This window comes from Acinetobacter sp. LMB-5, from assembly GCF_001541635.1.
Classification (GTDB): Bacteria; Pseudomonadota; Gammaproteobacteria; order Pseudomonadales; family Moraxellaceae; genus Acinetobacter; species Acinetobacter pittii.
Genome location: NZ_LRDR01000006.1, coordinates 255,823 through 274,726 on the forward strand (window position 1 = coordinate 255,823; position 18,904 = coordinate 274,726).

23 protein-coding genes are annotated in these 18,904 nt (G+C 37.5%); 2 read left to right on the plus strand and 21 right to left on the minus strand.

Annotated features, from left to right (window positions below):
• Window positions 1-49: 49 nt before the first annotated feature.
• Window positions 50-1,072, minus strand: coding sequence for an AraC family transcriptional regulator (locus AW165_RS10090; protein ID WP_060465731.1), 1,023 nt, complete (start codon window positions 1,070-1,072; stop codon window positions 50-52).
• A 121-nt stretch (window positions 1,073-1,193) separates the two neighbouring features.
• On the opposite strand from AW165_RS10090, the gene AW165_RS10095 reads away from it, so the two are divergent.
• Window positions 1,194-2,741 (plus strand): flavin-containing monooxygenase, encoded by a 1,548-nt coding sequence (locus AW165_RS10095; RefSeq protein WP_081410606.1) that lies wholly within the window; start codon window positions 1,194-1,196, stop codon window positions 2,739-2,741.
• A 46-nt stretch (window positions 2,742-2,787) separates the two neighbouring features.
• Window positions 2,788-3,699 (plus strand): lysine exporter LysO family protein, encoded by a 912-nt coding sequence (locus AW165_RS10100; RefSeq protein WP_060465733.1) that lies wholly within the window; start codon window positions 2,788-2,790, stop codon window positions 3,697-3,699.
• Here AW165_RS10100 and pyrF read toward each other — a convergent pair.
• The 20 genes from pyrF to lpxK all read right to left on the minus strand — a co-directional run bounded on the left by pyrF (window position 3,696) and on the right by lpxK (window position 18,902).
• Window positions 3,696-4,394, minus strand: coding sequence for an orotidine-5'-phosphate decarboxylase (gene pyrF, locus AW165_RS10105; protein WP_025466022.1), 699 nt, complete (start codon window positions 4,392-4,394; stop codon window positions 3,696-3,698). The two genes, AW165_RS10100 and pyrF, sit on opposite strands and share 4 nt — an antisense overlap.
• Before the next feature lie 179 nt (window positions 4,395-4,573).
• Window positions 4,574-4,939 (minus strand): lipopolysaccharide assembly protein LapA domain-containing protein, encoded by a 366-nt coding sequence (locus tag AW165_RS10110; RefSeq protein WP_002121360.1) that lies wholly within the window; start codon window positions 4,937-4,939, stop codon window positions 4,574-4,576.
• Window positions 4,940-4,964: 25 nt separating this feature from the next.
• Window positions 4,965-5,267: an integration host factor subunit beta gene (locus AW165_RS10115; RefSeq protein ID WP_002121337.1), complete on the minus strand. Its 303-nt coding sequence runs from the start codon at window positions 5,265-5,267 to the stop codon at window positions 4,965-4,967.
• 156 nt (window positions 5,268-5,423) lie between these two features.
• A complete protein-coding gene (rpsA, locus tag AW165_RS10120) occupies window positions 5,424-7,097 on the minus strand; it encodes a 30S ribosomal protein S1 (RefSeq protein ID WP_002121348.1) in 1,674 nt (557 codons plus the stop codon).
• Window positions 7,098-7,208: 111 nt separating this feature from the next.
• Entirely contained in the window at window positions 7,209-7,889 is a 681-nt protein-coding gene (cmk, locus tag AW165_RS10125; protein WP_005069521.1) for a (d)CMP kinase, read from the minus strand.
• Window positions 7,890-7,899: 10 nt separating this feature from the next.
• A complete protein-coding gene (locus AW165_RS10130) occupies window positions 7,900-8,340 on the minus strand; it encodes an SRPBCC family protein (protein ID WP_014206600.1) in 441 nt (146 codons plus the stop codon).
• 70 nt (window positions 8,341-8,410) lie between these two features.
• Window positions 8,411-8,914, minus strand: coding sequence for a tRNA adenosine(34) deaminase TadA (gene tadA / locus AW165_RS10135; protein ID WP_002121378.1), 504 nt, complete (start codon window positions 8,912-8,914; stop codon window positions 8,411-8,413).
• Window positions 8,915-8,919: 5 nt separating this feature from the next.
• Complete coding sequence (locus AW165_RS10140) at window positions 8,920-10,044, minus strand: enoyl-CoA hydratase/isomerase family protein (protein WP_081410607.1); 1,125 nt, start codon at window positions 10,042-10,044, stop codon at window positions 8,920-8,922.
• Window positions 10,041-10,754, minus strand: a complete 714-nt coding sequence (gene ung / locus AW165_RS10145; protein WP_060465735.1) for a uracil-DNA glycosylase — start codon at window positions 10,752-10,754, stop codon at window positions 10,041-10,043. Before ung ends, AW165_RS10140 begins: the two co-directional genes overlap by 4 nt.
• 53 nt (window positions 10,755-10,807) lie before the next feature.
• On the minus strand, window positions 10,808-11,404 hold the full coding sequence (locus AW165_RS10150) for a 6-pyruvoyl trahydropterin synthase family protein (RefSeq protein WP_060465736.1): 597 nt from the start codon (window positions 11,402-11,404) through the stop codon (window positions 10,808-10,810).
• 228 nt (window positions 11,405-11,632) lie between these two features.
• On the minus strand, window positions 11,633-12,592 hold the full coding sequence (gspK, locus tag AW165_RS10155) for a type II secretion system minor pseudopilin GspK (RefSeq protein ID WP_060465737.1): 960 nt from the start codon (window positions 12,590-12,592) through the stop codon (window positions 11,633-11,635).
• Window positions 12,593-13,408: a type II secretion system minor pseudopilin GspJ gene (gene gspJ / locus AW165_RS10160; RefSeq protein WP_060465738.1), complete on the minus strand. Its 816-nt coding sequence runs from the start codon at window positions 13,406-13,408 to the stop codon at window positions 12,593-12,595.
• Window positions 13,408-13,788 carry a type II secretion system minor pseudopilin GspI gene (gene gspI, locus AW165_RS10165; protein WP_017482272.1) on the minus strand — a complete coding sequence of 127 codons (381 nt, stop codon included), beginning with the start codon at window positions 13,786-13,788 and terminating at the stop codon, window positions 13,408-13,410. The genes gspJ and gspI overlap by 1 nt, the downstream gene beginning before the upstream one ends.
• Complete coding sequence (locus AW165_RS10170) at window positions 13,778-14,332, minus strand: type II secretion system protein (RefSeq protein WP_060465739.1); 555 nt, start codon at window positions 14,330-14,332, stop codon at window positions 13,778-13,780. The genes gspI and AW165_RS10170 overlap by 11 nt, the downstream gene beginning before the upstream one ends.
• Window positions 14,333-14,338: 6 nt before the next feature.
• A complete protein-coding gene (locus tag AW165_RS10175) occupies window positions 14,339-14,947 on the minus strand; it encodes a TetR/AcrR family transcriptional regulator (RefSeq protein WP_005069536.1) in 609 nt (202 codons plus the stop codon).
• Between the two features lie 36 nt (window positions 14,948-14,983).
• Window positions 14,984-15,757: a TatD family hydrolase gene (locus tag AW165_RS10180; RefSeq protein ID WP_060465740.1), complete on the minus strand. Its 774-nt coding sequence runs from the start codon at window positions 15,755-15,757 to the stop codon at window positions 14,984-14,986.
• A gap of 17 nt (window positions 15,758-15,774) precedes the next feature.
• Window positions 15,775-16,116, minus strand: a complete 342-nt coding sequence (locus AW165_RS10185) for a PilZ domain-containing protein (RefSeq protein ID WP_002121335.1) — start codon at window positions 16,114-16,116, stop codon at window positions 15,775-15,777.
• Between the two features lie 10 nt (window positions 16,117-16,126).
• The gene (locus AW165_RS10190) at window positions 16,127-17,107 is read right to left on the minus strand and encodes a DNA polymerase III subunit delta' (RefSeq protein ID WP_060465741.1); all 981 of its coding nucleotides are present in this window, start codon (window positions 17,105-17,107) and stop codon (window positions 16,127-16,129) included.
• Window positions 17,108-17,120: 13 nt separating this feature from the next.
• Complete coding sequence (kdsB, locus tag AW165_RS10195) at window positions 17,121-17,882, minus strand: 3-deoxy-manno-octulosonate cytidylyltransferase (protein WP_060465742.1); 762 nt, start codon at window positions 17,880-17,882, stop codon at window positions 17,121-17,123.
• A 9-nt stretch (window positions 17,883-17,891) separates the two neighbouring features.
• Window positions 17,892-18,902: a tetraacyldisaccharide 4'-kinase gene (lpxK, locus tag AW165_RS10200; protein ID WP_060465743.1), complete on the minus strand. Its 1,011-nt coding sequence runs from the start codon at window positions 18,900-18,902 to the stop codon at window positions 17,892-17,894.
• Window positions 18,903-18,904: the final 2 nt, after the last annotated feature.

Below are 18,904 nucleotides of genomic sequence, written 5' to 3' on the forward strand. Positions count from 1 at the left end.
GAGTATAGCGAACATTTTGTTCAACCACATTAGCTTTTAGCATCAAGAGTTACGACGATGTCTCTTTTGCATATTGTCGAGGACTCTGTCCAAACCATCGTTTAAATGCATGATTAAATGCCGCCGGTTCAGAATAGCCGAGTAATTCGGCAACAACTTCTATTGAGTATTCCCTATATTCCATAAGCTTCAATGCCTTATTCTTGATAATTTGTTCACGAATTTGCTTATAACTCGTATTTAGCTGTTGCAGTTGATGCCTTAATGTCCTTTCAGGTATTTTCAATGCAAAAGCTGTTTCCGCCATGCTCGGGATAATTCCTTGTTGCAGTTCAAGATAATCTTGCACACATTGTATGATATGTGGAGTTTGATGATCTTGTTGATTTAATCTTGTTATTTCTGCAATACATTTTGATTCATAAATACGATGTGTGATGATATCGGCAGAAGGAATCTTGATTTCAAGTACATCCTTACTTAGGCTAAATGCCGCATATTTACCATTAAAATGTACATCTTCGCCATAATATGCAAAATAGTGTGACAAAGTTTCTATATCAGTAGGTTTTTCAAATGGAAGTTCTATACGCATCGTAGGCATTTGTAATCCCATCATCGTATAAATATCTTGAATAAATTTATAAGTTCCAGAGATTTCACATTGTGCCCGTAACTGGCCAATTTCCGTTTTTAAATCAACAGGCAAATAATTTAAAATCGTCCGCTCATCAGTTTCATTTAAAGCCAAGCTACCAAATAAGTGCGTAAGCTTTTGATATTTTATACCTTTATTTAAAGCAGTTTGAATATCATTACTTGTGACAAGTAGCATAAGCAATGGGCCGTAACCGGCTAAAGCATAATGCTGTCCAATAAATAAACCCTTTTCAGGCTCTACATTTTTACTAATTATTTGTTGAATGTCCCATTCAAGACGATCATGAATTGTGGAACTCGGGTCTAAAGCATCGACTTTAATACCTATATCGGCCAAACGTGAGTCGACATCAATGCCAGCATTGCGCATTCCTTGAATTAAATAGATTAAACCAAGTATCGACCGTTTCATTCTTCTATCAATTTCCCTAGACTGAAATGTTTTACTATAAAGAAGCAAGAAAATTAATTGCCGAATCTATCAATTTTCACGTCGATACAATCATGTTTAAACTGATTAAAAAACGTTAGTCTTGCGTGCAATCCTCTTTTCAGCTTATGCAGGGTTTCCAATGCTAAACGCAAAGCAAGATGCTATTCAAAAAACTAAAATCGCTATTATTGGTGCTGGCTTTGGTGGCCTAGCAATGGCAATCCGTTTACTACAAAATCAACAGCAAGACTTTGTTATTTTAGAAAAATCAAATGATGTCGGTGGAACTTGGCGAGAAAATCGTTATCCAGGTGCAGCATGTGATGTTCAATCTCATATGTATTCATTGTCTTTTGCACCCAAAACAGATTGGACAAAACGCTATGCTGAGGGACCAGAGATCTTTAATTATATTCAAGACATTACACAGAAATATAAAATTAAAGATTACTGTAAATTTAACCATGACGTAACTCATGTCCAATATGATGAAACACGTCATGTGTGGACTCTAGACTTTAAGAACCAACCTTCAATAGAAGCGCAATTTGTAGTTTTTGCATCTGGTCCCCTACACATCCCACAAATTCCTCCCATCAAAGGGATCGAAAAATTCAAAGGAAAAGTATTTCATTCCTCACAATGGGAACATGACTATGACTTAAACGGAAAGTCAGTCGCATCTATTGGTACAGGTGGTAGCGCAATTCAATATATTCCTGAAATAGCCAAAGATGTTAAACAGCTCTATGTATTTCAAAGAACAGCTGCATGGGTAATACCACGCGATGAGCGCAAATATTCAAGCTTAAGTAAAGCATTATTCAAATCTTCTAATATTTATCGCCAGCTTCATCGTAGTCGCCTTTACTGGAGTAATGAATCTCGCGTTGTGCCCATTGTTCAACCTCAAATCATGAAGTATGGCCAAAAATTGGCAGAAGCATTCATCCGTTTTCAAGTTAAGGATAAAGAGTTAGCAAAAAAACTCACACCTGACTTCGTCATGGGATGTAAACGTATTCTTATCTCGAATAAATACTTTCCTACCTTTAACCGAAAAAATGTTGAGCTAGTAACTGATAGTATTCAAGAGATCAAAGAAAATAGTATTGTTACTAAAGATGGTCGAGAACGACCTATTGATTGTTTAATTTACGGTACAGGTTTTATTACTGACCCACGTATTTATTTAAAACATTTCACATGTATCGGACGTAATCAAATCGAGTTAAAACAAGCATGGAAAGATGGTGCTGAAAGCTATTACGGCATTATGACTAAAAACTTTCCCAATCTATTCCAACTGGTAGGCCCTAATACAGTTCTAGGTCATAATTCGATTATTTTTATGATTGAATCTCAAGTGAATTACATTTTACAGCTTATTCAGTTAGTAGAAGAGTCTGGTCAAAGAGCAATTGAGATCAAGCCTGAAATTCAAGACGCCTTTAATGAACGTGTCCAAAAGCAGCTGCAAGCAACCGTATGGCAAGCTGGTGGCTGTAGTAGTTGGTATCAATCTGCCGATGGTAGAAACTTTTCACTATGGCCAACTTACACATGGAAGTATTGGTTAGAAACACGCAAAGTTAAGCCCAAAGACTACTTACTTTTAAATAAAAGCTCACAAAGCTATGCAGCTTAAAATGTTCAAGACATAATAGGTAGATTGATAACAATCTATCTATTATATGCAATCTTTTTATCTCATCATTCAAATTTTTTTAGCACTGGCTTTCGGTTATTTCCTAGCACCCAAACTATCTCTAAATATCCGACAATTTATATTTAAAATACTGCCCTATTTTTCTTATATTCTTTTAGCTAGTGTAGCTTTTGAATTAACTTTGGCACTTGATCAAATCGAGAATCCTTCTGCCATACTCCCACCCGCTATTATTATTGCTCTTACCACGTCTTTTGGTTCGTTCTTTACGTGTTTATTTGCTTATACAATTTTTGATAAACAAAGTGTTAAAGGCAAAATTTCCCTACAACTTTTTGTAAATGCTTTAAAGAATATTGCGAAGGCTTTTCTTGCACTAGGTGTCGGTGTTTTATTCGGCGCGATCATTACTCAATACACCTCACATATCGCATTTAATAGCTGGTATTTGTTATTATTTTTTATTTTTTTAATTGGTATCGAACTTGCCTTCACCCACTTTAACCGTACATGGTTAAGCTGGAAAATTTTAATTGTACCCTTAGCTGCTTTTATAGGGTCATGTATAGCGGGCTTTGTGAATTACTATTTACTTCACAAGCATTTTACACTTAATGAAACTTTAGCTTTAGCACAAGGCTATGGCTGGTATTCAATGTCGGGGATTTTATTTACGCAATTACATTCAGCAGAGTTGGGTGGAATCGCCTTATTAACTGACTTATTTAGAGAAATTGTTGCTATTTTTCTAATGTATACCATGGGTTGGCGTTTTCCACGCCCTGCTATCTCAAGTGCTGGTGCAACCTCAATGGATGTTACCTTAGCAATGGTAAAACAGTCATGTGGCACACATTATGTACCACATGCCATGATGAGCGGCTTATTATTAAGCCTACTCGCCCCGTTATTAATTACCTTATTCCTAAATTTTTAGGCAATCGAAGCAAGAATAGATTTCAACATTTCTGTTGGCTTTTCTGCTTTAGTAATCGGTCGACCAATTACCAGATGCGTAGAGCCATCAAGCATAGCTTGCTTTGGAGTTACAATACGTTTTTGGTCGTCTGCATTAGAACCTTCTGGACGAATACCAGGTGTTACTAAAGAGAAGTCTTGCCCAATTAATTCACGAAGAATCTTAGCTTCTTGAGCTGAACAAACCACTCCATCCAAGCCACTTTCTTTCGTTAAATTAGCCAAGCGCTTTACATGCTCTACTGGCTCAACATCTAAACCAATATCTTTTAAATCTTCACGACCCATTGATGTGAGTACTGTCACAGCAATAAGTTGGGTTTGATAGTTACCCGCTTTTAAACGCTCCACACAGGTTTCCATCATTTTACGGCCACCTGAAGCGTGAACATTTACCATCCATACACCTAAATCAGCCGCTGCACATACTGCTTGAGCTGTAGTGTTTGGAATATCATGAAATTTAAGATCAAGAAAAACTTCAAAATTTTGTTCTTGCAGTTTTTTTACAACAGATGGGCCTTCATGAGTAAAAAGCTCTTTACCCACTTTTACGCGGCATAAAGCAGGATCAAGCTGTTCAACAATTTTTAAAGCGTCATATTGGCTTTTTGCATCTAACGCAACAATGATACTCAAGAGACTTTCTTCCATCATATAAAATCAGCGTTATTATAATAGACAACTCATGAAGGAATAAAGGAATGTAGAGAGCTGCTTTCCAAAATTAAAGCGATAAGATCAAAAGCGTTTATATTTAGAAGAATAAAAGAAGAGATAAAATTTAGAGACATACTACTCTTTACTCATTAATAAAGAGTAGTACGGGGGGATTATAGCGGAGTAGAATTTTTATCTTGCGGATAAATATCTACAACGGTTTTTTCATGTCTTACATTTGCAGCTGCTTCAGCCGCTGCTAATTGAGCACTTTGGATTTGTTCTTTTCTTAAATGGTCAATATCTTTACGCAGGCGTTTAATTTCCCAACCTTTTTGGAATACTCTGAAAACCTGTACACCAAGTAAAAGACCGACCACTGTTCCTAGTACTAATGTGAGTAGCAATAATAAGCCTAAACGCATAGCTGGAACTTGGGTAAATAACAAATCAACAGAAAGTTCTGTTGGATTCTGCAAAACAAGTGCTAAAGAATAGCCAAATACAACAATAAGCAATGCAATTAAAATATAACGCATAGACACCCCGACTTATAAATTTTATTTATTTCCCAGATTCGTTTACTGCGTCACGAAGGGCTTTTCCGGGTTTAAAATGTGGAACAGCTTTAGCTGCAACTTCAACTGATTTTCCTGTTTTAGGATTGCGACCAACTCTTGGATCACGGTGGTGTAAAGCAAAGCTACCAAAACCACGGATTTCAATTCGATTATCAGTTGATAGTGCTTCTATCATTTGATCAATCATAATTTTAACCGCCTCTTCCACCAAAGGTTCAGCTAAGTGTGGGTTTTTTAGCGCAATGCGTTCAATCAAATCAGACTTATTAAGAGCTTCAGTAGTCATCTACGACCTCGTTATTTATTGCTACTCTATGTCGTTCGATAATAACCTGTTTAAATACAAAACGGTAGCGCAGTATGTTGAATACTAGGCTACCGTTTACAGTAATTTGTATAAAAAGTACAATTCCGTTACATGAAACTGTACTTTGTTAACTTATTACTTCATTTGTGCTTTGATCAAGTCACCAATAGTCTTAGGACCATTGTCTTGACTTGTAGTTGCTGTACGCAAGCTAGCAACTGCTTCTTTCTCTTCAGCTTCGTCTTTCGCTTTGATAGACAAGTTGATAGAGCGAGATTTACGATCAACGTTGATGATCTTCGCTTCAACTTCTTGACCAACTTCTAAGAATTTAGTCGCATCTTCTACGCGGTCACGGTTGATTTCAGAAGCTTTAAGAGTTGCTTCAACTTCGTCAGCTAACTTAACAGTTGCACCACGAGCATCAACTGCAGTTACAGTACCTTTAACTAAAGCACCACGTTCGTTAGCAGCTAAGAAGTCATTGAACGGATCGCTGTTCAATTGCTTGATACCAAGGCTGATACGGTTACCTTCAGCGTCTACAGACAAGATAACAGCTTCAACAGTGTCACCTTTCTTGTAACGACGAATAGCTTCTTCACCTTGCTCGTTCCAAGAAATATCAGACAAGTGTACTAAACCGTCGATACCGCCGTTCAAGCCAATGAAGATACCAAAGTCAGTGATAGACTTGATAGTACCAGATACTTTTTCGCCTTTCTCATGAGCTTTAGCAAACTCTTCCCATGGGTTAGCACGAGTTTGTTTGATACCAAGGCTAATACGACGACGTTCTTCATCAACTTCAAGAACCATAACATCAACTTCATCACCAATCTGAACAACTTTAGATGGGTGGATGTTTTTGTTAGTGTGGTCCATTTCAGAAACGTGAACTAAACCTTCAACACCTTCAGCGATTTCAGCGAAACAACCGTAGTCAGTTAAGTTAGTTACGCGAGCTTTAACGATAGAACCTTTAGGGTAACGGCTCATGATCGCTAACCATGGATCTTCGCCTAATTGTTTAAGGCCTAAAGATACGCGGTTACGTTCACGGTCAAATTTAAGTACTTTAACAGTAACTTCTTGACCAACTTCAACAACTTCTGAAGGGTGCTTGATACGCTTCCAAGCCATATCTGTGATATGTAGAAGACCATCAATACCGCCAAGATCAACGAATGCACCGTAATCAGTAAGGTTTTTGATTGTACCTGTAACTGTTTGACCTTCTTCAAGTTGAGCAAGTAATGCTTCACGGTCAGCAGAAGATTCAGCTTCCATAACAGCACGACGAGATACAACAACGTTATTACGTTTAGCATCAAGTTTGATTACTTTGAACTCTAACTCTTTACCTTCAAGGTGAGTAGTGTCACGGATAGGACGAGTGTCAACTAATGAACCTGGTAAGAATGCACGAACAGGACCGATGTCAACAGTGAAACCGCCTTTAACTTTACCAGAGATAACACCAGTAACGATTTCGCCATCTTCAAAGATTTTTTCAAGTTTAGTCCAAGTTTCAGCACGCTTAGCTTTTTCACGTGATAAAACTGTTTGACCCATACCGTTGTCAAGAGCTTCAACAACTACGTCAACAGTATCACCAACCTGAACTTCAAGTTCACGTTGTTCATTTAAAAATTCAGCACGGTCAACAATGCCTTCAGACTTTAGGCCAGTGTCAACAGTTACCCAGTCGCTATCGATGTTTACAACAACACCTTGGATGACTGCACCCTTTTCAACGTTGAGGTTTAATTCACTTTCTTCAAAGAGGGCTGCAAAAGATTCGGTCATGATATACCTGATAAATTCAGCGGTCTTGGATCAGACAAGGCCGGTTTAGTTAAGTATCAACATAGTCTTTATAGACTGATCAAGCTATGCTTCAACTGATAATTCTATTTACTAAATAGTACGGCTATCGACATAATCAACCATTAACTTAAATACCTGATCGATCGTTAATTCCGAACTATCAATAATATAAGCATCTTTGGCTGGCTTGAGCGGAGCAACTTCTCGCTCCATATCTCTTTTGTCTCGTGCCTGTATATTAGCTAAAATGTCGTTTATTTTAGCATCTAGCCCCATACCCTGCAACTGTTTTACTCTTCGCTCAGCGCGCGACTCAGCCGAAGCTGTCAGATAAATTTTGGCATTAGCTTCCGGAAAAATAGATGTTGCCATATCACGGCCATCTGCAACTAAACCAGGACTTTGCGCAAAAGCTCTTTGTCTTTCAAATAGTGCCTGTCTAAGCTCTGGAACCACTGCAACTTTTGATGCGTACTCACCAACTCTTTCTGTACGGATTGTTTGAGATACATCTTCGCCATCCAAGAAGACCAAAATCCCTGAGGTAGACGTTTCAAATTTAATGTCCAGTTGACGTGCATATTGGATGCATTCATCAAGCTGACTATCTAATTTCTCTAATAAATCGTGTTTATGTAATGACAACCCTAATAAACGATATAAGGCACCCGAATCGAGTAAATGATATTGATAATGTGCTGCAAGTTTTGCAGCCAATGTTCCTTTACCCGAACCACTCGGACCATCAATAGTAATAATTTGAACTGTCATTGAACTCTCACTAAGAAGCAAATGCTTTAGCTAATCTCGAAAAGCCTAGTGTAATGGCTAGTTTTAGCTGTGCAAGGATTAATTTACTGACCACTGGCGCTTTTGCCGTTAACTCGATGCGGTATGTAACTAAGGTAATGTATGGAGTAATCTCAGAAAACTCGATTCTACCTAAATGGTGTTTAATCAAAGGATTGTCTATTAATTTATACTCAATACTTTTATTTTCTTCCAACAATGTAATTTCTTCTTTAAGTGGCTTAATTGGACCAAATCCCATACGTCGAATTGAGCCTAAACCATCAGGTCTTTTAGAATCTGCGGAGTCTTTAACACGCACAACCTGTAAAGGTGCAAAAGCAGTATTGTAAGTTGAATGCTTAGAGAGCAAATTAAATACATCAGTAAGAGGAGCATTAAATTCTTTTTCTACGGTAATTACATTACGCATTGGATCGTCCTTATTAAATAGAATCATGACATTAAAACCGCGTTAGTTTGCCATAAGAGTATGTTAATTTTTAATCATTTAAGGACGTTTTTTGTTGTTTCTCTTGTTTCTTTTGCTCACGTCTTTGTTTAAAAAAATGGCTAAGCTGTTGTGCACATTTTTCTTGTAGACAGCCATTCTGAAATGTAAACCTATGATTATAATAACCTTGCTGTAATAACTGACGCGCACTCACCAAAGAGCCTGCTTTAGGTTCTGGCGTACCAAAAACCACATGTTTAATTCTTGCATGTACGAGCGCACCTACACACATAGTACATGGCTCAAGAGTAACATATAAAGTCGTATCTTCGGGTAATCGATAATTTTCTAAAGAGGAACACGCTGCACGGATAGCTTGAATTTCTGCATGTGCAGTTGGATCTAATAAAGTAATTGGAGCATTATAACCAGATCCAATTACTCGATTTTGGCTCACCAGAACCGCTCCAACAGGTATCTCACCCTGCTGGGCGGCTAATTCAGCTTGCTCGTAAGCAAGCTGCATCCAGTATTCATCACTATATTCAGTCATTTATTTTAGGTGATCACACCGTGTTGTCTAAGTAAGGCATTCCAGCTATCAATTGAAGTTACTGGTGGACAATCAGCCAATATACCTCTCAAGCTTAGATCGTCACATGGTTTCCATTCAGGTGATAAATCTTTATCAACTAAGCGTGCGCGAACACCTTCCACAAAGTCAGGATGACGTATTTTCCACTCAGAAATCTGAGCCTCTAGATCAAAGACCTCATCCCATGAGTGGATTTGTTTGCCCCATTGCCACAGTAACCAAGTAATTGCCGCGGTACTAGGAGATCCTTTTTGCAAATTCTCACTCGCTTGACGTAACCAATCACTGCTCGCATCACGCAAGCTAACAATAGCTTGATAGTCTTGTTCAAAATTAAAACCACGGCAAACGCTATGAATTACATCAAGTGAGTTTTGCAATGGACCTGCCGCAACAGGACGGTGCAAACTATTTAAAGTATCATCAATTGCTCGGAAATCCCCAGCAGGATAATGAGCCCAATTAATATTTAAAACTTTTTGCAAAACATTATCACGCTGAGCTTCACAAATATGTGTTGCCCAACCGATGCTATACGCCCCAGCAGCAGTCATGATTGAACCGGTTAAACCCGTAAACAAACCTATTGGACCACGATCTGCCAAGAAACGGCTCGCACCAACGTCAGGATATAAACCAATATTAATTTCAGGCATTGCTAAACGTGAATATGGCGTCACTAAACGGAATGGTGCAGCCATAAACAAGCCTAAACCACCGCCCATTACATAACCTTCTCCCCAAACCACAATCGGTTTAGCATAATTATGTAAAAGTAGATCTAAAGCATATTCCTGCTGGAAGAACTTATTTGCGGTATCGACTTCTTGATTTATAACAAGTTGTCGTAATTTTCTAACATCACCACCTGCACAAAAAGCTTTTGGTGTAGTTGAGTCTAACCAAATTGCTTTAACCTGTTCATTGTCACGGAAATCTTCAAATACACGCAATAATGCCGTTACGATTGATTCGTCTAAAGCATGTAACGATTTAGGACGATTCAAACGTACTATACGCCAGCCGTTTTTTGCTTCTTCAACCACCAAGTCCGGGTGATAGTTATTTACATTGGGAGAGTTCATCATGCGTCCAATTGCCAGTCTATGGGCTCAATGCCATGTTGTTTCAAATATTGATTTGTTTTTGAAAACACTTTGCATCCAAAAAATCCCCCTCTATTTGCAGCAAGAGGTGATGGATGTGCGGCTGTTAAAACCAAGTGTTTATCTCTATTTATACGTTGTCCTTTGCGCTGTGCATAAGCACCCCACAAAATAAATACTATATGTTGTCTCTCTTCATTTAGAACATCAATAACTTCATCAGTAAAGGCTTCCCAACCCTGCTTTTGATGTGAAGTCGGCTGTCCAGCCTCAACGGTAAGCACACTGTTGAGTAAAAGCACGCCTTGTTTAGCCCATTTTGTTAAGTCACCATGGCGAGGAGCCGGAATACCCAAATCTGTATGTAATTCATGAAAAATATTGCGCAAAGATGGTGGTAATGCAATACCTTTTTGAACAGAGAAACTTAATCCATTCGCTTGGTTTGGCCCGTGATATGGGTCTTGACCTAAAATCACAACTTTCACATCAGCTAATGGTGTGGTATTTAAAGCATTAAAGATCTGTTTACTAGGCGGATATATTATTTTCTGAGCTTGTTTCTGTTGAAATAAGAAATCGCGCAAACTATCCATCTGAGGGCTTAATAGAAAAGGTGCTAAAGATCTTTTCCAACTTTCTTCTAATTGAACTTTACTGAGTTTATCTTGCTGTTGCTCAGTTAATTGCATTAATGTCATCCTAGATCAATTTTCAATTCTACAAATAAAATAAGTAATTCGATTTATACTTCGACTTGTAAATCAACTTGAGGATTATTAAATTTAACCCCTTTTTTCAAGTCTTCGTACATGTGTGGATTTGTCCACTCTATCTGAATTTGTTCTGAAAAAACAATTCCATCAAGACTTAAAATACCCATTTGTTCGTTTTGAATATCTTCAATAAAGCTTTGAGCATATCCAGTATCAGTCTCATGAACAATAACAGAATATACTTCAACATCACCTTCCCCATTTTGAGTGACTGTTGATTGTAAAACTTGCTGAGCTAGATAAAAGAAAATACGTGAAAACTGTTCAGCCGACGGTGAAACAGGTAAAGAAATCCAACGAGCGCTAAAAGTCTGACATGCATCAATATATTGAGAATCATCTTTTTCCCAAAAACAGATTGCGTGATCAAAGCTGTCAAATAGGTCTTTTATTACTCCTTTTAGGAGTCCAAAATCATAAACCATTTGCCCATGATCTAATTTCGAAGCTTTAAGCAATAACTCAACTTTATAGCTATGTCCATGAATTGATCGCTTACAACGATCCGATGTACAGTTACGTACAACATGTGCATTTTCAAACTTAAATAACTTACGAATTAACATGTGCCAAATCGATCATTCCTTCTAAGAACATTATTATAAAGCAAAAGACGAAAATTTCGCACCACTTTTCAATTAGAAACAATTAGCAAAAAGTATGATAAGACTGATGAAGAAATATTGAATATAATCATATAGAAAGTTTATATTTACTTTAATATTTAACTTCAGAAAAATTTATAATTACAAACTTCAAAAAACATCTAAAGTAAATAAATCATAATTTTTCAATTAGTTAAAAGGCACTATATTTCTAGAATATACATAAACCTGCTTATCACTGCGCATTAAGGCACTTGTAAACTGTCTTTTTCTATTATTCAACACAACCTCGATTTGTGCTTGAAAAAAGTTCGACTTCACATCTAAAAGGCTATTAACTTCAGTTTTCTTTTGCGCATCAACTGCTGAAAAAGCATTCAATTGCCATAATTCATCAATATTTTGAAAGAACTTTAAATTCTGTTGACGTAATTGAAGTTCTTTTTCTATAGTCCCTAAATCTAATTTTTGATCAATACTCACTAATACTAATGGTGATGCGGTATTAACATTCACTTTTGTATTTTCAGGTAATGCAGAAATATATGGTGCAATTAAATCATATTTCTTGCCTTCAAAACCTCTTACCAATTTCAACTCTTCTATACGATGAAATTTAGCATTTGAAGCCAAATAGCCAGATTCAAGTCCTTCATAATAGTTACTTTCTGCCCCCATAGGGCCGCTTGGTTCATCATCTGGATCTTGCCAATCAATAACTGCTTGACTTAACTCTGCTGGCAATCCTACACGCACAAGCAATCGCTCAAACCAATTTTTAGCAGCTTCGTTTACCTTGCCTTCATTGGTCGTTAAATTGTTTAGATTAAATTTTCCTGACTCATCTAGTAAGCGCCCCGATACGGCTCCATCTTCTATTGGGAAAGGTGGCATTGGCTGAGCCCAACTTTCCTTTAAATGATCGATACCACCAGCATTATTTGTATCTTGAATTAATAATTCAGAAAAAAAAGCTTCTGCACTTTTTGCATAGAGTAATGACTGATTTTGACGCATCAAATAACCCGTATTTTCCATCGTATTAGTTTGATGCTTTGCGATAGAGGCAGCTAAAATTGTAGCCAAAGCAACCATTATCAAAATTGTGAGTAACGCTACACCTTGCTGATTTTTTTTATAGAGTAACATTTATTGACCTCCCTGTTTGGAGAGCGATAAGTCACATTGGTTTAAGCTATAAATCCACTCATAACTTACACCTGCAACCGTGAGTTGCATTTTTATTCCTTTTGGCAACTTCCTAAATTCATCAGGTTTTGTAGGGTCAATGTTAACTTCAGGCCACTTTGTTACTTCTTGAGGTGTCAAAACCATAATTTGAAGTTGTTCAACTTGGCTCAACAGCGTACTTGATAAGGGTTGCTCTCTATTTGAAGTATTTAAGTTACTATATTTAAGGCGATAAAGCTTTTTTTGATCAGGATCATATCGATATTCGATACGCTCAAAAGGTGATAATCCTTGCTTTAATGGATCAGTAACACCCGCCTTACTAAAGCGGAGAACTTGATTATCAATCTCTAAAGCTGGACGTAATTGCCCGCCTTGATTGGCTGATAAAGGTATAATTTGCAATGTATCACGCAAAACTTGTTGATAAGCATCTTGTAATTCAAATAGCTGCACTTCATGTTGAGTATTACGATCGCGAACTTTTAATAAATAGTCAAAAACCTTCCAACCCAACAAAGATAAAATAGCAAAAATTGCAATTGAAACTAAAAGCTCAACTAAAGTAAATCCTGAGGCACGAGTTAATCGAGCACTGCTCGATCGTGTCGCAAGATGAGAAACTATGTTTCGAGTATGAGAGTCTTTAAAGCAATGCTTTGTCTGAGTGCAAGGCGAAGAGCTTTGCTTGGAGTAACCCCTCATCATCTGCTCCGATCGTACCGCAAGACGTGAAGCTAAGCTTGGAGAGCGAAAACTTTTATTCTTTATCATTATTTTGCTTTCATTGGATAATTAAAAAATACCAAGTGAGTAATACCATTTTGAACTTTGCCCTTATCAGAATCATATAAGCTAATTTGTAAATCTACTTTCTGAACATTCGGGCTAATTGTAGATTGTGCAGATTTGTCAATCTGCCAAGTTTCGCCTTGAGAAGTAATTTGCTTACTTTGAGTACCTTCAAGCCATTCCTGATTTATCTCCATTAAAGCAACTTCATTCATTGCCACAAACTGAGCTTTTGTTCTAAGAATTGCATTTGAGGTAGATTGAGTATATTGCATGGCTACTTTAGTTAACGCGACAGCCGCTACTGCAAAAATTGCTAAAGCAACCATTACTTCTAATAGAGTAAAACCTTTAGATTTCATTTATTTTACCCAAATGATCAATTTGTATTTCTGAACCAATTGGTTTTTGTTCAAAGTAAAACTGTATTTTCACAGTTTTAGCTTCACCGTTACCGAACCAGATTAACTGGGGAGCCTGCCCTCCAATTAAATCAGTATTCGTAGCTTTTGAATAGTTTTGCTCATCTAAAGGTTGTATTGTAAACGATACATGTTTAGGCAACTGGCGTGTATTAAACTCAGAATATTTCTGCCAGCGATTTTTTAAATCTTGGACCTGTAATTTACTCTGGTCGTGATACTCATACAATTCATAAGAAAATGGTGAAACATCTGTTTCACTGACAGTAGATAAAGCTAAAACACGAGACTGATCAAGCGACTCTTTACCAATTTTATGCATATCAAGCAAAAATAACTCTCTTGCTTGCATCGCTTTCTTTTGGTCAACCCCACCTATGTTGAGTACAACTAGAGAGGTCATAATCGTCATAATAACAATCACCACCATCACTTCTATGAGAGTAAAACCTTTTTGGGATTTAAGTGGTGATTGAGATTTCATATCGACCTAAGCATATTGCTCAACAGCTTGTTTAGGTAAGGCTAAAGCCTGATCAATATAAGCCACTCTTAAAGTGTCTCTTGAACCTAAATATCGTTGATAAAAACTTGAATTGAGAATAGCTGCCGCACCATGAGTTAATGACCAAATAGAAGCAAGATAATCTCGTGTAGGCATACTGCTTTGAATAGATTCTAAGTAGTGGTCTGTCATGCGAATGATAATTCGCAATCTCTGTTTACGCACTTGATAAAGTTCGTGAAAAAGATGATGTACGCCTTGAGCAGTGATTGAGAGTTTTTCCTCAATTTGATGGAATAAAACTGTTCGCTCAGGATGATGTAAATGATGCAACATGAAAAAGGCTAAATGTTCCGGAAAGGCCTTTTCAGTATCTTGAACCATTTCAAGTAACATACGCTCATTACGAATGATCAACAGCATGTACAACTCATCTTTACTTTGAAAGTGTTTGTACAAAGTTCCTTTTGCTAGATCAAGCTCAGCAGCCAAGACATCAAGTGTCATTCCGGCTTCGCCATTTTCTAGCAATAATTGTTCCGCAACCTGAAATATTAATACTTCTCTTGCTCGGAACTGAGCCTGACGATCCATCTTCACGCAATTACTCTCTTATATAGTTTCTATAACCTAAATCGCTTTTAGCAAGTTCTCAAAATTTTGTGAGGTGATCATTGCAATTTCCTCAATCGATTTATCATATACATCACTGAGCGCTTTGGCTACATAAGGCACATATTTTGGTTCATTTGTTTTACCACGATATGGGACAGGTGCTAAATACGGACTATCTGTTTCAATTAAAAGGCGATCTAGTGGGACCTGTTTAGCTACATCGCGCAAATCCTGTGCATTCTTAAATGACACAATACCGGAAAAAGAAATGTAATAACCACAATCAAGCACAGCTTTAGCAGTTTCCCAATCTTCGGTAAAACAATGCAGAATCCCATGGGTTGATTGTTCAGCACGGATAATATCTACCGTATCATGCTTTGCTGATCGGGTATGAACGACAACTGGTTTTTTTACAATTTTTGAAGCTTGGATATGTCTTGCAAAACACACCTTTTGCTCTTCAATAAAATCTGTACTGTGAAAATAGTCCAGTCCAGTTTCACCTAAAGCCCATACTTTTTCTGATTGAGCCAATTCAACCAAATACTCAGTTGTTGCACGTGCCATTGTGTCCACATCCTCGCAAGGGTGTACACCTACCGTATAACCAACATCTGCATGTTTATTTGCAATTTCAGCCAATACAATATGGTCATCGAGATCAACGGAAATTGCCATAAACTTAGACACTCCTTCTGCTCGCGCCGCTGCAAGCGCAAGGTCCAGATCACCGTTATAAGGCGTTAAATCTAACATCGTTAAATGGCAATGCGTATCAACAAACACTTTTCTTTCCTATTTAATTACATCGTATAACTTGGACGGTCTAAAGACATACTACCAGCCAAAACTCGTTCTGCCTCAGTTTTATAGTAAATTCCCTTATCTCCACTTAACTGAATAGCAAAACCTTGAGGTTTAAATCCACTTTGCTTATGGGAGATCCAGATTACTTTGCCTGTTAGAGGAATTTTTTGAGACTGCTCAGGCAAAGTCGCTAAAATGAAAATTTCTTGTCCCATCTTTACCTTTTGTTTTGATGGTACGAATAGGCCTCCACCTTGCACATATCCCATATAGCTTGCTTGCAAAGTAGCTTTATCAGGAATATTTACCTGAATAATCCCCCCCATTTGCGGCTGCATAGTTTTCCCCTTAAATATTCATTAACGTTATAAATAATTGATCAATAATAAGTTGGCTTTGTACATTTTGTTCAACAAGCTTTTTTGCTTGCTGTAATTCACTATAAATATTAAATAAGCTTTCTAAATCATAATATGGGCTTAACTGATCAAAATCTAAATCAGTATTTTTCTGTGGCTGGTTTAGCTTGACACAAATTAAATCACCCAACAAGTATTCAAAAAGCATTATAAAATCATTAAAACTTAATTCTTTTTGCCATTTGCCTGAGAAAAATAAAGGCATATTTTTTTGAGCAACAATTTTAAGCCAATCATTTAAGAAAACTTGCCTTTTCGCAAACCAGTCACTTTGAGCAATTTCTATTGCTTGTAAAGGCATATCATTAGATAAGCCAAGCAGTAAATCAGGCTGCACTTCCGCAAGTTCAGATAAATGCTCATTCAAATAAGAAGTAGCTTGCTCATATGAAATACGATCTAAAGCGAAATGTTGCAATCGGCTACGAATAGTGGCCGGTAGTTTAAGATAGTGATCAGCTAATAAAATTAAAACAACACGCTCGCCTGGTTCTTCTAAAGTCTTTAGCAAAGCATTTGAAGATGCCAAATTAAGTGCTTCTGCAGGCTCAATCACAATAACGCGCCAACCCTCTCCCGTTTGTTGTACGAAAGGTAGTAAGTCACGAATCTTTTCTATTTTAATTTTTGCATTCTGTTTTTTATTTTCTTCATCCGTTGTGATATGAACATAATTGGGATGAGTGTCTGATTTTAACCATTGGCAACTACTACATTCACCACAAGGGCCCTGCGGCTGCTTATTTAAACAAAGTACCCATGCCAAAAACTGCTTAGCAAAAGCATGTTTTCCACAACCTTGCTTGCCGTAAAACAAGAGACCATGTCCAATTTTGGGAAACCTTGTTGTCAAGGTGTCCCATGTTGTTTGCTGCCAAGGATAGACCTTTGAAGTTACATTCGGATTCATTAAAAATTAACGCTTATTCAAAAGATTCAACAGGCATATTATTTAAGCGATCAAGATCAGCTTGTGTGTCCACACCGGGTGGTAAATTTGCTTCTGCTACCGCAATTGCAATTCGATGACCATTTTCTAAAACACGCAATTGTTCAAGACTCTCAAGCTTTTCAAGCTTACCCATATCCCATGTTACATATTCTTGTAATAAGTTCACTCGATAAGCATACAAACCTAAATGACGAAATGCTTGTGTATGTAAAGTCGGTTCAGCGTGCTTAGCCCCATCTCGATCATAAGGAATGGTAGCCCGACTAAAATATAAAGCTTCATTTTGTTTAGACATGACTACTTTTACAATACTGTCACGCTGAAACTCATCTAAGGTATGAATTGGCTCACACAACGTAGACATCGAACAATTTGGTTTATCTACCAAAAGTTTTGCAACTTGTTGAACAAGTTGAGCTGGCAACAAAGGTTCATCACCTTGAACATTTACAATAATATCGTCTGCATCCCAGCCCTTAATGCGAGCAACCTCACTTAAACGGTCTGTACCCGAAGGATGATCAGCGCTGGTAAGAACTACATCAATTCCATCTGCACGGCAGATCTCAGCAATACGTTCGTCATCTGTTGCCACGCACAAATCATCAAAACCTTCGACTTTTTTTGCCTGATCCACTACACGTAAAATCATAGGACGGTTATGAATAAGCAACAATGGTTTACCTGGCAAACGCGAACTTGAGAAGCGTGCTGGAATGACGATGTGTTTCATTTTTTCTTCCTAAGATAATTGAATATCAAGTTCTTGCAATTGCATTTTTAAAACCTGATAACACTGTGTAGACAGGACAGCTTTAACAGGAACTACCCAAATAGATTGTTTAAATTCAGGATGTTTTTCAAGTAATGGTAATAGTTTAACTGCATCTTTTTCAGTTGTAATAAGTGGCAGCTCGTCATTAAAAATTAAATCATTGATTGTGTAATCATGATGATCGCGAAATGCATGCTCTTGAAATTGCTTCAACCCTAGATCTTTAAGTGTTTGATAAAACCGTTGAGGAAAACCAATACCAACTACAGCATGATAATTATTCTCAAGATTAAAGCTTGGTTTAGAATTAGATAAAGGGTTAAGTAAATATGGCTGTCCTGTCTCGAGATGCATGTTTAATTCTGTAGCAGGTTTATGAGTATGCTCAATCACTGTTCCAGTTTCTAAACGTTGAACAGGCTCTCGCAGATAACCTTCAGGTAATAGTTTTTTATTCCCTAAACCACGATTTTGATCCAGTACAATCCACTCGATCTGTCGATCTAATGCCCAATGCTGCAACCCATCATCACTAATAATCAAATCTATTTCTGATGACTCAAGCAATAACTCTATTGCGGCCTGCCTATTAGGACCTACTGCCATTGGTACACGTGTAGCCTGAACAATTAATGCTGGCTCATCCCCAGCTTGAGCTACTTGGCCGCCCGAGGTAACCAGCAGTGGAAAAGGACCATTACCCCCATATCCCCGACTGATTACCCCTACTTTTACATTATGCTGCTGTAGATAATTCACCAGTTGTATGAGCAACGGAGTTTTTCCACTTCCACCTACTGTGATATTACCTATAACCATCACAGGTACAGGCGCTTTATAAACTTGTTTAAAACCTGAATTATAAAGATTACGATTTAGTAAAAACCCAGCCCGATACAAGCAAGACAATGGACGTAAAGCAATCAACCAACTCGATTGTTTATTCCATGCATTCTGGATCAGCTGGGTTAATGACATGC

Coding starts and splice junctions, on each gene's coding strand:
- AW165_RS10150 (WP_060465736.1), bottom strand. CDS start 11,404: ATGTTAATTCGTAAGTTATTTAAGTTTGAAAATGCACATGTTGTACGT.
- AW165_RS10115 (WP_002121337.1), bottom strand. CDS start 5,267: ATGACTACTGAAGCTCTTAATAAGTCTGATTTGATTGAACGCATTGCG.
- kdsB (WP_060465742.1), bottom strand. CDS start 17,882: ATGAAACACATCGTCATTCCAGCACGCTTCTCAAGTTCGCGTTTGCCA.
- tadA (WP_002121378.1), bottom strand. CDS start 8,914: ATGACTGAATATAGTGATGAATACTGGATGCAGCTTGCTTACGAGCAA.
- AW165_RS10175 (WP_005069536.1), bottom strand. CDS start 14,947: ATGGATCGTCAGGCTCAGTTCCGAGCAAGAGAAGTATTAATATTTCAG.
- AW165_RS10185 (WP_002121335.1), bottom strand. CDS start 16,116: ATGCAGCCGCAAATGGGGGGGATTATTCAGGTAAATATTCCTGATAAA.
- gspI (WP_017482272.1), bottom strand. CDS start 13,788: ATGAAATCTAAAGGTTTTACTCTATTAGAAGTAATGGTTGCTTTAGCA.
- AW165_RS10090 (WP_060465731.1), bottom strand. CDS start 1,072: ATGAAACGGTCGATACTTGGTTTAATCTATTTAATTCAAGGAATGCGC.
- AW165_RS10100 (WP_060465733.1), top strand. CDS start 2,788: ATGCAATCTTTTTATCTCATCATTCAAATTTTTTTAGCACTGGCTTTC.
- AW165_RS10190 (WP_060465741.1), bottom strand. CDS start 17,107: ATGAATCCGAATGTAACTTCAAAGGTCTATCCTTGGCAGCAAACAACA.
- rpsA (WP_002121348.1), bottom strand. CDS start 7,097: ATGACCGAATCTTTTGCAGCCCTCTTTGAAGAAAGTGAATTAAACCTC.
- lpxK (WP_060465743.1), bottom strand. CDS start 18,902: ATGTCATTAACCCAGCTGATCCAGAATGCATGGAATAAACAATCGAGT.
- gspJ (WP_060465738.1), bottom strand. CDS start 13,408: ATGATAAAGAATAAAAGTTTTCGCTCTCCAAGCTTAGCTTCACGTCTT.
- AW165_RS10140 (WP_081410607.1), bottom strand. CDS start 10,044: ATGATGAACTCTCCCAATGTAAATAACTATCACCCGGACTTGGTGGTT.
- AW165_RS10130 (WP_014206600.1), bottom strand. CDS start 8,340: ATGCGTAATGTAATTACCGTAGAAAAAGAATTTAATGCTCCTCTTACT.
- pyrF (WP_025466022.1), bottom strand. CDS start 4,394: ATGGAAGAAAGTCTCTTGAGTATCATTGTTGCGTTAGATGCAAAAAGC.
- gspK (WP_060465737.1), bottom strand. CDS start 12,592: ATGTTACTCTATAAAAAAAATCAGCAAGGTGTAGCGTTACTCACAATT.
- ung (WP_060465735.1), bottom strand. CDS start 10,754: ATGCAATTAACTGAGCAACAGCAAGATAAACTCAGTAAAGTTCAATTA.
- cmk (WP_005069521.1), bottom strand. CDS start 7,889: ATGACAGTTCAAATTATTACTATTGATGGTCCGAGTGGTTCGGGTAAA.
- AW165_RS10110 (WP_002121360.1), bottom strand. CDS start 4,939: ATGCGTTATATTTTAATTGCATTGCTTATTGTTGTATTTGGCTATTCT.
- AW165_RS10170 (WP_060465739.1), bottom strand. CDS start 14,332: ATGAAATCTCAATCACCACTTAAATCCCAAAAAGGTTTTACTCTCATA.